The 12,947-nt window shown below is 56.8% G+C and carries 11 protein-coding genes; 7 read left to right on the top strand and 4 right to left on the bottom strand.

Going from position 1 to position 12,947, the window contains the following annotated elements:
* The first annotated feature begins 53 nt into the window (after positions 1 to 53).
* Positions 54 to 3,872: an AsmA2 domain-containing protein YhdP gene (gene yhdP, locus AC6I8V_RS18010; protein WP_497843571.1), complete on the top strand. Its 3,819-nt coding sequence runs from the start codon at positions 54 to 56 to the stop codon at positions 3,870 to 3,872.
* 65 nt (positions 3,873 to 3,937) lie between these two features.
* Entirely contained in the window at positions 3,938 to 5,383 is a 1,446-nt protein-coding gene (gene tldD / locus AC6I8V_RS18005; RefSeq protein ID WP_497843570.1) for a metalloprotease TldD, read from the top strand.
* Positions 5,384 to 5,510: 127 nt separating this feature from the next.
* On the opposite strand, the gene aaeR is transcribed toward tldD, so the two are convergent.
* Positions 5,511 to 6,428 carry an HTH-type transcriptional activator AaeR gene (aaeR, locus tag AC6I8V_RS18000; RefSeq protein WP_497843569.1) on the bottom strand — a complete coding sequence of 306 codons (918 nt, stop codon included), beginning with the start codon at positions 6,426 to 6,428 and terminating at the stop codon, positions 5,511 to 5,513.
* Between the two features lie 270 nt (positions 6,429 to 6,698).
* On the opposite strand from aaeR, the gene aaeX reads away from it, so the two are divergent.
* The 5 genes from aaeX to AC6I8V_RS17975 all read left to right on the top strand — a co-directional run bounded on the left by aaeX (position 6,699) and on the right by AC6I8V_RS17975 (position 11,653).
* The gene (gene aaeX / locus AC6I8V_RS17995) at positions 6,699 to 6,902 is read left to right on the top strand and encodes a p-hydroxybenzoic acid efflux pump operon protein AaeX (RefSeq protein ID WP_013510717.1); all 204 of its coding nucleotides are present in this window, start codon (positions 6,699 to 6,701) and stop codon (positions 6,900 to 6,902) included.
* A gap of 8 nt (positions 6,903 to 6,910) precedes the next feature.
* Positions 6,911 to 7,840, top strand: coding sequence for a p-hydroxybenzoic acid efflux pump subunit AaeA (gene aaeA, locus AC6I8V_RS17990; protein ID WP_497843568.1), 930 nt, complete (start codon positions 6,911 to 6,913; stop codon positions 7,838 to 7,840).
* A 9-nt stretch (positions 7,841 to 7,849) separates the two neighbouring features.
* The gene (gene aaeB, locus AC6I8V_RS17985; protein WP_497843567.1) at positions 7,850 to 9,802 is read left to right on the top strand and encodes a p-hydroxybenzoic acid efflux pump subunit AaeB; all 1,953 of its coding nucleotides are present in this window, start codon (positions 7,850 to 7,852) and stop codon (positions 9,800 to 9,802) included.
* Between the two features lie 100 nt (positions 9,803 to 9,902).
* Positions 9,903 to 11,357, top strand: coding sequence for an NAD-dependent succinate-semialdehyde dehydrogenase (locus AC6I8V_RS17980; protein WP_497845877.1), 1,455 nt, complete (start codon positions 9,903 to 9,905; stop codon positions 11,355 to 11,357).
* Positions 11,358 to 11,383: 26 nt separating this feature from the next.
* The gene (locus AC6I8V_RS17975) at positions 11,384 to 11,653 is read left to right on the top strand and encodes a barstar family protein (protein ID WP_497845876.1); all 270 of its coding nucleotides are present in this window, start codon (positions 11,384 to 11,386) and stop codon (positions 11,651 to 11,653) included.
* Between the two features lie 58 nt (positions 11,654 to 11,711).
* Here the strand turns inward: AC6I8V_RS17975 and yhcN (AC6I8V_RS17970) are convergent, their stop codons facing one another.
* The 3 genes from yhcN (AC6I8V_RS17970) to yhcN (AC6I8V_RS17960) form a co-directional block, all read right to left on the bottom strand.
* The gene (yhcN, locus tag AC6I8V_RS17970; protein ID WP_497843566.1) at positions 11,712 to 11,975 is read right to left on the bottom strand and encodes a peroxide/acid stress response protein YhcN; all 264 of its coding nucleotides are present in this window, start codon (positions 11,973 to 11,975) and stop codon (positions 11,712 to 11,714) included.
* A 104-nt stretch (positions 11,976 to 12,079) separates the two neighbouring features.
* The gene (locus AC6I8V_RS17965) at positions 12,080 to 12,352 is read right to left on the bottom strand and encodes a YdgH/BhsA/McbA-like domain containing protein (RefSeq protein WP_497843565.1); all 273 of its coding nucleotides are present in this window, start codon (positions 12,350 to 12,352) and stop codon (positions 12,080 to 12,082) included.
* Positions 12,353 to 12,441: 89 nt separating this feature from the next.
* Complete coding sequence (gene yhcN, locus AC6I8V_RS17960) at positions 12,442 to 12,705, bottom strand: peroxide/acid stress response protein YhcN (RefSeq protein WP_497843564.1); 264 nt, start codon at positions 12,703 to 12,705, stop codon at positions 12,442 to 12,444.
* Positions 12,706 to 12,947: the final 242 nt, after the last annotated feature.

The raw sequence follows: 12,947 nt of genomic DNA, 5'->3' as shown, positions 1-12,947 counted from the left end.
TCAGGGCATGAGAGGTATCGATCCGTAATCCGGCGGAAGACAAGGAGAGGTGTGTGAGGCGGTTGCCGAGGATTTTGTTACTGCTGCTCGCCACAATCATCGTTATTGTGGCGCTGCTGGTCAGCGGGTTGCGCCTCGTTATGCCGCATCTCAATAGCTACCGCAGCGACATTTTACAGGCGATTTCCCGCGCCAGTGGTTTGCCGGTACAGGCCAGCGAACTGCAAGGCCGATGGGAAAACTTCGGCCCGACCTTGCAGGTACGCGACCTGCATGTTGCCCTGAAAGACGAAGGGCAGCTGACTATCGGACGCGTCAACCTGGCGCTGAATATCTGGCAGTCGCTGCTGCACTGGCGCTGGCAGTTTCGCGATCTCACCTTCTGGCAGATGCGCGTCGAGCTTAACCGGCCGCTGCTGACCAGCGATGAACAGCGCAATAGCTTCCGACCTACGCAAATCAACGAACTTTTCCTGCGTCAGTTTGACCACTTCGACCTGCGCGACAGCAGCATCCGTTTCCTCACCCCTTCAGGACAGCACGCCGAACTGGCGATCCCACGCCTGACCTGGCTCAACGAACAGACGCGTCACCGCGCGGAAGGTGAAGTCAGCCTCTCCAGCTTCACCGGCCAGCATGGCGTGGTGCAGGTCCGGCTCGACCTCAGCGACAACAATGGCCTGCTGGATGCCGGACGTATCTGGATGCAGGCCGATGATGTCGATGTGCGGCCGTGGATCGGGCGCTGGATGCGGGATAACACCAGCCTGGAAAGCGCCCGTTTCAGCCTCGCCGCGTGGGTCAACCTGCGTGATGGCGATATTTACGCGGGCGATCTTCTGCTCCGTCAGGGCGGGGCGCGCTGGCGTGGTGAGCGCGGCGATCATCAATTGCAGGTGGATGGTTTAACCGCCCATCTGTCCCGTTTCCAGAATGGCTGGATGGTTTCCGTGCCGCAGACCCGCCTCAGCACCGATGGCGTGGCCTGGGCGCCCGGCCATTTCTCGCTGCTGTGGAAACCGGAAGACAAACAGCTGCTCGGCGCCAATACCGCGCCGGAAGTCCGTGTCCGTGCCACGCAGTTGGATCTGCAACGGGTTGCGCCGCTGGTGCCGCTATTCGCACCACTCTCTCCGGCGCTGTTTGACAACTGGCGCGCGCTGCAACCGCAGGGCCAGATCGATGCGCTGGCGCTGGATATCCCGCTTGAACAACCGGAACAAACCCGGCTACAGGCAAAATGGCATGATTTAAGCTGGCAGCAGTGGAAACTGTTGCCGGGCATCAGCAAACTGAGCGGCAATGCCAGTGGCAGTCTGAGCAATGGTCGGCTGGATGTGGCGATGGGGCAGGCCGAGGTGCCGTACGGCGATATGTTCCAGGCGCCGCTGCAAATTGAGCAGATCACCGGCCGGCTTAACTGGCAACACGATGACAGTGGCCTGACGCTGGATGGCCATCAGCTGGATGTTAAGGCGCGTTCGCTGTGGGCGCGTGGCGATTTCCTTTTTCAGCAAAACCTGGGCAAAGCGCCGCGCCTTGATATCCTCGCGGGTATTCGTGTCACCGATGCTGGCGACGCCTGGCGCTACTTCCCGGAACCGCTGATGGGGCACGGCCTGACGCACTATCTCAGCAACGCCATCAAAGGCGGCCAGGTAGACAACGCCACGCTGCTGTTTGCCGGTGATCCCACGCTGTTCCCGTTCCGTCACAACGACGGCATGTTTGAGGTATGGGTGCCGCTGCGCCATGCCACCTATGAATTCCAGCCCGGCTGGCCCGCGATCAACAACCTCGATATTGACCTCGATTTCGTTAACGACGGCCTGTGGATGAAGGCTAACGAGGCAAAACTGGGTGAGGTGGATGGGCGCAACATCAGCGCGGTGATCCCGGATTACCTGAAAGAGAAGCTGATTATTGATGGCGACCTGAGCGGCGAAGGCAAACAGATTGCCGACTACTTCGAGCAAACGCCGCTTAAACCGACGCTGGGGGCGGCTCTGCAACAGTTGCAGATTGGTGGCACCACGCGCGGCACGCTTAACCTCGATATTCCACTGAATGGCGAGCTGGTCCATGCCAGCGGCAACGTGATGATGAACAACAACAGCCTGCATATAAAACCGCTGAATACCACGCTGAATAACCTCACCGGGCGCTTCCGTTATAACAACGGCAACCTGGAAAGTGAGGAGATGCAGGCAAACTGGTTCGGCCAGCCGGTGGGCGTCAGCTTCAGCACTCAGGAGAATCCGAACGACTTCGGCGTTAACGTTAAACTGCTGGGCGACTGGCAACTGGCGAAACTGAAGATGCTGCCGTCTGCCGTTACCAGCAAGCTGAATGGCAATCTGCCGTGGCAGGGGAATGTCGATATCACCCTGCCGCACAAAGGTGGCGCTAGCTACAAGGTTGAACTGAAGGGCGACGGCAAAGAAGTAAGCAGTCGCTTACCGGCTCCGCTCGATAAGAAGGCGGGGGCGGCGCTGCCGGTTACGATTGCTGCCAGCGGCGACCTGCGTGGATTCGACCTCAGCGGCAGCGTGCTGGAACACCATCGCTTTAACAGTCGCTGGCTGCTGGAGCCGCAGCTGCGAGTGGATCGTGGCATCTGGCTGAATGATGCGAAAAGCACGCCGAAGCTGCCGGATACGCGCGGCATGGTGCTGAACCTGCCGGAAATCGATGGTGAAGCCTGGGTAGGGATGCTGGCGGGAGCAGGCAATACGCGCAATGCACAGGGCGAAACCAACGTCGGGGGCGCGCTGCTGCCGGGCGATGTCACGCTGCATACGCCGGCGCTGACGCTGGGAGGCCAGCAATGGCACGATCTCAACGCCACCGTAACCCAGGGGCCAACGGGCAATACGCAGGTGCAGCTCGATAGCCGCGAAGCGCGCGGCAGCCTGAAAACCGCGCAAAACGCGCCCTGGCAGCTCGCCCTCAGCTATCTTTATTACAATCCGCAATGGACGGGGAAAGAAGATGACGCGGCGTCACCCTTTGGCGGCAACACCAGCAACATCAATTTCTCCGGCTGGCCGTCGCTGCAACTGAGTTGTCAGGAGTGCTGGCTGCGCGGGCAGAAATTTGGTCATATGCGGGCGGATCTGCAACCTCGCGGAGATACGTTAGCGCTTACTAACGGTTTGCTGGATACCGGCACCTCGAAACTGATCGTTAACGGCGAATGGGTCAATAAGCCGGGTGAGCAGCGCTCTTCGCTGAAAGGGACGCTGAGCGGCAACAATATCAACAACGCCACCAACTGGTTTGGTATGAACACGCCGTTGCGCGATGCGCCGTTTAAAATCGACTACGACCTGCACTGGCGCTCGGCACCCTGGACGCCATCAGTATCTACGCTGAGCGGCACGCTAAAAAGCCATTTCGGCAGAGGCCAAATCGCTGATGTCAGCACCGGTCGCGCCGGACAACTGCTGCGCCTGATGAGCTTCGATGCGTTGATGCGTAAGCTGCGTTTCGATTTCAGCGATACCTTCGGCGAGGGCTTCTTTTTTGATTCGATTAACGGCACCGCCTGGATTGAAAACGGGGTGATGCATACCGACAATCTGTTAGTGGATGGCCTGGAAGCAGATATCGCGATGACCGGTAAGGTCGATCTGGTGCAAAGGCAGATCGATATGGAAGCGGTGGTCGCACCAGAAATTTCTGCCTCCGTCGGCGTGGCAACCGCGTTTGTCGTTAACCCGGTGATCGGTGCCGCGGTGTTTGCCGCCAGTAAAGTGCTGGCGCCGCTGTGGAACAAAATCTCGCTGCTGCGTTATCACATCAGCGGGCCACTGGATAAGCCGGAAATCAACGAAGTGCTGCGCAAGCCGCGAGAAAACGACAAGAAGTGAATTTGACGCCGTCGGGGAATTACCGCAGGCTATGAAGTATCCGAGCAATTATTGAGTGAGAAACGATGACTCTGAATCTGGTAAGTGAGCAGTTGCTAACTGCGAACAGCATTAATCAGCAGGACCTTTTTTCCCTGTTAGGGCAGCTTTCAGAACGTCGTCTGGATTATGCCGATCTCTACTTTCAGTCCAGCTTCCACGAATCCTGGGTGCTGGAAGACAAAATCATCAAAGATGGCTCTTACCATATTGATCAGGGCGTTGGCGTCCGTGCGGTAAGCGGTGAGAAGACCGGTTTCGCTTACGCCGACCAGATCACCCTGAACGCGCTGCGCCTGTCGGCGGAAGCGGCGCGCAGCATCGTACGCGAGCAGGGCAACGGCAAAGCGCACACCCTGTCGGCGGTGGTGAATCGTTCGCTGTATGCGCCGGTCAATCCGCTGGATAGCCTGACGCGTGAAGACAAAATCGCCCTGTTGCATCGTGTTGACCAGGCAGCGCGCGCCGCCGATCCGCGAGTGCAGGAAGTGAATGCCAGCCTGAGCGGCGTTTACGAGCAGGTGCTGGTGGCGGCGACCGATGGCACCCTGGCGAGCGACGTGCGCCCGCTGGTGCGTCTGTCGATCAGCGTCCAGGTGGAAGATCAGGGTAAACGTGAACGCGGCTCCAGTGGCGGCGGCGCACGTACCGGCTATGAATTTTTCCTCGCCGACGAAAATGGCGACGTCCGTGCGGATGCCTGGGCGCGCGAAGCGGTGCGCATGGCACTGGTCAATCTCTCGGCGGTCGCCGCACCCGCAGGTACGCTGCCGGTGGTGCTGGGCGCAGGCTGGCCGGGCGTGCTGCTGCATGAAGCGGTAGGGCATGGCCTGGAAGGCGATTTCAACCGTCGCGCGACCTCGGTGTTCAGCGGCAAAATGGGCCAGCTGGTGGCCTCTGAGCTGTGTACCGTGGTGGATGACGGCACCATTGAAGGGCTGCGCGGTTCACTGGCGGTCGACGATGAAGGCGTGCCGGGTCAGTACAACGTATTGATTGAAAACGGCGTGCTGAAAGGCTACATGCAGGACAAGCTCAACGCGCGTCTGATGGGCGTCAACCCAACCGGCAACGGCCGTCGTGAATCCTACGCGCATCTGCCTATGCCGCGTATGACCAACACCTACATGCTGGCAGGTAAATCGACGCCGCAGGAAATCATCGAAAGCGTTGAGTACGGTCTGTATGCGCCAAACTTTGGCGGTGGCCAGGTGGATATCACCTCCGGTAAGTTTGTGTTCTCTACCTCAGAAGCCTATCTGATTGAGAACGGCAAAGTGACCAAACCGGTGAAAGGCGCCACGCTGATTGGCTCCGGTATCGAAGCGATGCAGCAGATTTCGATGGTGGGTAACGATCTGGCGCTGGATAAAGGTGTCGGCGTGTGTGGTAAAGAAGGGCAGAGCGTGCCAGTTGGCGTCGGCCAGCCGACACTGAAGCTCGATAAACTCACCGTCGGCGGAACCGCCTGATCAACCTGTCATTCTCGTCACGGCGCGGGTTATCGAGCCGGTTATCTGCGGCCTGTGACCCTCACCCGCAAGACGGGAGAGGGCCGGGGTGCAATATGCGGGATTAGGTGTTTTTAAGGAATGCGCCTTAACTTTTCCGGTGCTGCTGATACTGGCGCGCCACCCGCCTGAAATACTCGGTCAGATAATCGATACACACCTGAACCTTCAACGGCATTTTGTCTTTCTCGGTATAAAGCGCGTAAACCGGACGCGGCTCTGACTGATATTGCGTAAACAGAATGTCGATCTCGCCAGCGTTGATCTCGTTAATCACCCACATCAGCGGCACGTAGGCGATACCGCATCCGGCTTTCAGCCAGCGAATCAGCGTCAGCGAATCATTGGTGACAAAGCGTCCCTGCGGCGCCAGACGCGTTATCAGCCCTTCCGGCGCAATCAACTCAAAGGTGTTATCCGGGCGTACGCTATACTCCAGCCACGAGAAATTATCGATCTCGTTCGGCTTTTCCGGTGTACCATGCTGCGCCAGGTAGCTTTTCGCTGCGCATACCACCATCGGCATCGATCCCAGCCGCCGCGAAAACAGGCTGGAATCCTGTAGGGCGCCGACGCGAATCACCAGATCCAGCCCGTTAGCGATTAAATCGGGTGCCGGAATGCCGGTAACCAGATTGACGCTGAGTCCGGGATATTCGCGTAGCATGTCGCTGGTCATGTCGGCGAGGACATTTTGCGCCATTGTGGACGAGCTGCCGATACGTAAAATACCAATCGGCGTGTTGTTGAAAGCATACAGCTGCTCATGCACCTGCGTCGCTTCTGCCAGCATCCGGCGGCAACCCTGATAGTAGATCCTGCCCGCTTCGGTCAGGCCAATACTGCGGGTGCTGCGATTCAGCAGTTTAACCTGTAGCTCATCTTCCAGTTTCGCGACTATCTGGCTGATAGACGAAACGCTCAGGTGTAGCTGGCGTGCCGCGGCGGTAAATGAACCTAATTCAACCACTTTGGCGAAGATGGACATGCCTTTGAGTCGTTCCATTGTTTACTCTGGCTAAAAAGTGATTTAGCTCACAATATGTAGAAAACGTATAGTCAGGAGCGTTACTATACACACGCTGGGTCATTTCACCGCACCTGAACACGGCACTGAAGTCGCCTGTGTTTGCCAGATGATACGCTATGATTAGCTCAACACGGCCTGAATGTTGCCATCAGTCTACCCGTCATCCCATTATCATCAAACCGTTGTGCTTCGCGGCGCGCGGGCAGGTATTGGTGCAACCTGGCAATGTCGAACTAAGGAACCGAAATGAGTGTGCTTCCGGTATTTGTCGTATTTGGGCTGTCTTTCCCGCCCATCTTCATTGAACTGATTGTTTCGCTGGCGCTGTTCTGGCTGGTGAAACGCGTGCTGACCCCCAGCGGATTGTATGATCTGGTCTGGCACCCGGCACTTTTTAACACAGCGTTGTATTGCTGTGTGTTTTACCTTGTATCCCGTTTATTCGTCTGAGGTTTTAAGTGAAAGCGCTAATAAGAAAAATCGCGCGCTACGCGATTACTCTCCTGCTGGTTGTCGTCGCTATCGTGATCATCTTCCGCGCCTGGGTGTTCTACACCGAATCCCCGTGGACGCGTGATGCTAAATTCTCCGCCGATGTCGTGGCGATCTCTCCGGACGTGACCGGGTTGATCACTGACGTGCCGGTTCATGATAACCAGCTGGTCAAGAAAGGTGACACGCTGTTTATCGTTGACCGTCCGCGCTACCAGAAAGCGCTGGATGAGGCGCAGGCCGATGTCGAGTATTACCAGGCGGTGGCAAGCGAGAAACGTCGTGAAGCCGGTCGTCGTAACCAACTCGGCACCAGTGCGATGTCGCGTGAAGCCATTGACCAGGCGAACAACGATCTGACCACCACCGAGCATCAGCTGGCGAAAGCCATCGCGACGCGCGACCTGGCGGCTATCGATCTTGATCGCACCACCATCAAGGCGCCGTCTGATGGCTGGGTCACTAACCTCAACGTCTACCAGGGTGAGTTCATTACCCGTGGCTCGGTTGCCGTGGCGCTGGTGCAGGAACATTCATTCTACGTGCTGGCGTATCTGGAAGAGACCAAGCTGGATGGCGTGCGTCCGGGCTTCCGCGCGGAAATCACGCCGCTGGGCAGCAATACCGTGTTGCGCGGCACCGTCGACAGCATTGCGGCGGGTGTGACCAACAGCAGCAGCACCGTGGATAGCAAAGGCATGGCCACCATCGATTCCAATCTGGAATGGGTGCGTCTGGCGCAGCGTGTGCCGGTGCGTATTCACCTCGACGAGCAGCCTGGCAACCGCTTCCCGGCAGGGACTACCGCCACGGTCGTGATTACCGGCGATAAAGATCGTCAGACGCAAGTCTCGCCCATGAGCAAACTGTTCAATCGCCTGCGTGAGTTTGGTTAAGAGGGCGATATGATTGAGTTTCTGCGTTTCCCGGTGAAGCTGGCATTTGCGCTGGTGGCAGCGTTAATGATCGGCTTTCACTTCAATCTGGAAACGCCGCGCTGGGCGGTGATGACCGCCGGGATTGTGGCGGGTGGCACCGCCTTCGCTGCCGGGGGCGATCCCTACTCCGGTGCGCTGCGTTACCGCGGCATCCTGCGTATCATCGGCACCTTTATCGGCTGTATCGCCGCGCTGACCATCATGATCACCACGGTGCGCGCACCGGTGGTGATGCTGCTGCTGTGCTGCCTGTGGGCCGGGATGTGCGTCTGGCTCTCCTCGCTGATCAAAGTTGAAAACTCCTATGCCCTCGGTCTGGCCGGTTATACCGCGCTGATTATCGTGGTCACTGCGGATGCCAGCGGTGGGCTGACGCTGGCCCCGCAGTTTGCGGTGGAGCGTTGCAGCGAAATCGTGCTCGGTATTCTGTGCGCCATTCTGGCGGATATGATCTTCTCGCCACGCTCGATTAAAAAAGTGATCGACCAGGAAGTGGACTCGCTGCTGGTGGCGCAATACAAGCTGCTGCAACTCTGTGTGGCCTATGCGGATAAAGACGAAGTCGATAAAGCCTGGAGCGCGCTGGTACGTCGTACCACGGCGCTGAACACCATGCGCAGTCAGTTGATGATGGAGTCGTCGCGCTGGCAGAACACCAGCCGTCGTATGCAGATGCTGAACACCCTGTCGCTGACGATGATTACCCAGGCGGCGGAAACCTTCCTGATCCAGAATGCTCGTCCGGATTACATCGCGCCGCAATATCGCCTGTTGATCGAGAAAGAGGTCAACAACGTTGATGACGTACACAAACGCATGAAGATTATGCGTCGGGTGATTGGCGTCAGCAGCAAAACCACGCCGTTAACGCTGGCCAGCTGGGTCGGGGCCGCCACGGAATATCTGCTGCTGATTAATGGCGTGCGCAGCAACAGCCGCATCACCACGCTGGAAGAGGGCATCCTGCAACGTGAAGTGATCATTCAGGCGCGCTCGGCCGAAACCCATCATGCGTTCATTAACGGTGTACGTACCTTTGCCGCCACCGCAATCGGCTCGCTGTTCTGGCTGTATACCGGCTGGACTTCCGGCAGCGGCTGTATGGTTATGCTGGCGGTGATCACCGCGCTGGCGATGCGTACGCCGAATCCGCTGATGATGGCCAAAGATTTCCTCTACGGTATGGCGGTTGCGGTGCCATTGGGGGCGCTTTACTTTATCTATATTCTGCCCTCGACCCAGCAAAGCATGTTGCTGCTGTGTATCGCCATCGGCCTGCTCGGCTTTATTGGCGGCATCTTTGTGCAGCGCCGCCAGTTAGGGACGCTGGGAGCGCTGATCGGCACCATCAACGTGCTGGTGCTGGATAACCCGATGCAGTTCGAGTTCAAGGTGTTCCTTGATAACGTGCTCGGCCAGGTGATTGGCTGCTTTGTGGCGATGATGGTGATTCTGCTGATTCGCGATAAATCGAAGGAACGTACCGGACGTAAGCTGCTGAATCGCTTTATGTACGCGGCAGTGGCGGCGATGACCACCAACCAGGCGCGCCGTCGCGAGAACCATCTGCCTGCGCTGTATCAGCAACTGTTTCTGCTGCTTAACCTGTTTCCTGGCGATATCGATAAATACCGTATCGCACTGACGTTGATTATCGGCCATCAGCGCTTACGCAATGCGGAAGTGCCGGTGAATGCAGAGCTGTCGGCTTATCACCGCCAGCTGCGCTCCACCGCCGATCAGGTGATCTCGACCCGCAGTGATGATAAACGGCGCGTCTACTTCGAGCGCCTGTTGCAGGAGCTGGATGTGTACCAGGAAAAACTGCAACATTACGCCGCGCCAGTCAGCGTGACCGAGCCGGTGAAACGGCTTGCCACCATGCTGAGTAAGTACCAGAACACGCTGATTCAAATCTAAAAGCGGCCGCCGCAGTCTGCGGCGGCCCTGCTGTCACAAAAACCCCGGTTAATGCCATCTATACTTTCCTGACAGGATGCAAACTGACAGGAGAAAAATGATGTCCTCTTCTCTGCAACAACACGAACTCTTCAAAACAGGCTATCTGGCTGATGGTCAGTGGCACCGCGCGGCAACCACCTTTGATGTCACCAATCCGGCCACCGGCGAGGTGCTGGCCCAGGTGGCCAAAGCCGGGAAACAGGAAACTGAGCAGGCGATTGCGGCGGCGGCGCGGGCGTTTCCTGCCTGGCGCGCTCAGACCGCGAAAGCGCGGGCCGAAATCCTGACGCGCTGGTATCAGCTGATCATCGAAAACAAATGCTGGCTGGGCCAGCTGATGACCGCCGAGCAGGGTAAACCGGTGAAAGAAGCGGAAGGCGAAGTGGAGTATGCCGCCAGCTTTATTCAGTGGTTTGCCGAGCAGGCGAAACGCGCCAATGGCGAAATCATTCCGCCCGCCAAAGCGGGTTCCCGCATCCTGGCGACGCGCGAGCCGATAGGCGTGGTGGCGGCCATCACGCCGTGGAACTTCCCGATGGCGATGCTGACCCGCAAGCTGGGACCGGCGCTGGCGGCAGGCTGCACCGGCATTATCAAACCCGCCAATAATACGCCGCTGTGCGCCTTCGCCTTGCTGGCGCTGGCGCAAAAAGCCGGTGTGCCGGATGGCGTGCTGAATGCGGTGGCGGGCGATACTCACGCCATCAGCGACGCGATTATGGCGAGCCACGCGGTGCGTAAAATCTCCTTTACCGGTTCCACCGCGGTGGGGAAAACCCTGATGCGCAATGCTGCCGCTACCATGAAGAAGGTATCGATGGAGCTGGGCGGCAACGCGCCCTATATCGTGTTCGAGGATGCGGATATCGATGCGGCGGTTCAGGGGGCGATTGCGAACAAATTCCGTAACGCCGGGCAGGTCTGTGTCAGCGTGAACCGTTTCTATATCCACAACGCGATTTACGACCAGTTTGTGCAGCAGCTGGCGGAGGCGGTCGGCAAACTTAAAGTGGGTAACGGCACCGAAGAGGGGGTGATTGTCGGGCCGCTGATCGAACCTTCGGCGCTGGAGAAAGTGCAGGAGCATGTCCGGGATGCACTGAGCAAAGGCGGCAAGCTGCTGATTGGCGGCGAGCGCCATGCGCTGGGCGGCAACTTCTGGCAACCCACGGTTATCGCCGATGCCAGCGAAGAGATGACGCTGGCGCAGGAAGAGACCTTCGGTCCGGTTGCGGCCTGCTTCCGCTTTGATGATGAAGCCGAGGTGATTCAGCGTGCCAACCATACCGAATATGGCCTGGCGGCCTATTTTTATACCCAGAATCTGCAACGGGTATTCCGCGTCTCGGCGGCGCTGGAAGTCGGGATGATCGGCATTAATGAGTGTGCGGTTTCCACCGAGCTGGCACCCTTTGGCGGTGTTAAAGCTTCGGGCCTGGGACGCGAAGGGTCAGTGCTCGGCATGGAGGAGTATCTGGAGGTGAAAACGCTGCATCTCGGCGGACTCGCTTAGCCATCGCCACAAAGAGGATCGTCATGATGAGGATCGAACGTTTTGATTTCGATGAAATCGTCGATCAGGCACACTTTTTCCGCCAGTTCAGCGATCGATTTGCGCTGGCGGATCTGGCGATTAACGATCTGGACGATCTCTGGGAAGCGGTGATTAGCGATCAACTGCCGTTGCCGCTGGAGATTGAGTTTATTCACTTAGGGAAAGGACAGAAGCGCCGTTATGGCGCGTTGATTCTGTTATTTGATGAAGCAGAAGAGGAGCTGGAAGGTCAGCTCCGCTTTAATGTTAAGTAACGGCAAAAAGGGCCCCGGCGAGCGGGGCCAAAGGGTTCGTCAAGCAGTTGACGAGGAATTACTTATACAGTTCAGCAGTGATGTGATAGTTGTCGCCGGTACGGGCTTCAATCACTTTATAAGCGCTGGCACCCTGTTCATCGGCTTTTTGCGACAGCTGAGCACGATAATCCATAGGCGCACCGGCAGTACCACTGATGGTGACTGTCCCCGCAGGCTGCATATTCTGGGCCTGTTGCTCAGTTACCAGCTGTGCCGCAGAGGCACCAAAGGCAAGCAGAGAGAGCAGGCTAGCGGTTGCAATGGTTGTTTTGATTTTCATAATTATTCTCCTTTTTACAATCAACAACCTGCGGTGAAAAGTATGGGAGCGGGTCGTCGATTCTTATCCAGGCGCCGTGTCGGCGCCGGATAGTCAGTTATCGATTATTTGTACAATTCAGCTGTGACGTGGATGGTGTCATTCTGATTGTTTTCAATGATGCGGTAATGGCTGGCACCCTGAGCGTCGGCTTTAGCAGACAGCTCATCACGGATGTTGTTCTGGTCGCCATCACGGCCACTGACGCTGATAGTCTGGTTCATAGGTTGCAGGTTCATGGAGTCAGCCTGTTCGTTAGTGATCAGGTTGGCAGCGCTGGCGCCAAAAGAAAGAATGGAAGCCAGGCTCAGAACGGCGATAGATAATTTAGTTTTCATGATTCACTCTCCTGAATTTGGGTTAGCAACCTGAGCGCAATCGCGACTCAAATGGGTTGCTGTTCACACTGCGTCTTGTTTCAGCAAACTTATTTATAAAGCTCAGCGGTAGCGTGGTAGGTGTTGTCATTACGCGCTTCGATGACGCGGTAAGCTTTAGCACCTTGCTGGTCTGCTTTTTCGCTCAGTTGCTGATGGATATCCATCGGCGTACCGGCAGCGCCGCTGACACTGATGGTGCCTGCCGGTTGCAGATTCATTGCCTGATCGGCATTGATAGATTCTGCGGCAAATGCACCAAATGACAGGGCAGAAAGAACACTCAGGGTTGCGATAGTAGTTTTAAGTTTCATGTCTATTTCCTCGTCTTATGTTTTTTTCTCTTTTTCTTAGCTGTGATTTGCATCACGAAACAAGTATAGATCTAATCACCCATGAAATTAATATTCTGCTAATAATGTTTGGTTGTTATTCTTTGTCCTTATGACAAGTTTTAATAACCGAGAGTTATAAAAACTGTCTGTTTTGTGTTCACATGGTGTTAATTGCATGTAAAAACAACAACCTATGTCATTTTATCTTTTTGTGCGAAAGA

The sequence above is a fragment of the Pantoea sp. X-Soil-TKNS-1207 genome, assembly GCF_059730485.1.
Note: the sequence above shows the minus strand (reverse complement) of the source record. Positions and strands in the feature narration are given on the sequence as shown.

What these genes read in the sequence shown, in the direction of transcription:
- tldD (WP_497843570.1), top strand. Translation starts at nt 3,938, where the DNA reads ATGACTCTGAATCTGGTAAGTGAGCAGTTGCTAACTGCGAACAGCATT.
- aaeR (WP_497843569.1), bottom strand. Translation starts at nt 6,428, where the DNA reads ATGGAACGACTCAAAGGCATGTCCATCTTCGCCAAAGTGGTTGAATTA.
- aaeX (WP_013510717.1), top strand. Translation starts at nt 6,699, where the DNA reads ATGAGTGTGCTTCCGGTATTTGTCGTATTTGGGCTGTCTTTCCCGCCC.
- aaeB (WP_497843567.1), top strand. Translation starts at nt 7,850, where the DNA reads ATGATTGAGTTTCTGCGTTTCCCGGTGAAGCTGGCATTTGCGCTGGTG.
- AC6I8V_RS17980 (WP_497845877.1), top strand. Translation starts at nt 9,903, where the DNA reads ATGTCCTCTTCTCTGCAACAACACGAACTCTTCAAAACAGGCTATCTG.
- AC6I8V_RS17975 (WP_497845876.1), top strand. Translation starts at nt 11,384, where the DNA reads ATGAGGATCGAACGTTTTGATTTCGATGAAATCGTCGATCAGGCACAC.
- yhcN (WP_497843566.1), bottom strand. Translation starts at nt 11,975, where the DNA reads ATGAAAATCAAAACAACCATTGCAACCGCTAGCCTGCTCTCTCTGCTT.
- AC6I8V_RS17965 (WP_497843565.1), bottom strand. Translation starts at nt 12,352, where the DNA reads ATGAAAACTAAATTATCTATCGCCGTTCTGAGCCTGGCTTCCATTCTT.
- yhcN (WP_497843564.1), bottom strand. Translation starts at nt 12,705, where the DNA reads ATGAAACTTAAAACTACTATCGCAACCCTGAGTGTTCTTTCTGCCCTG.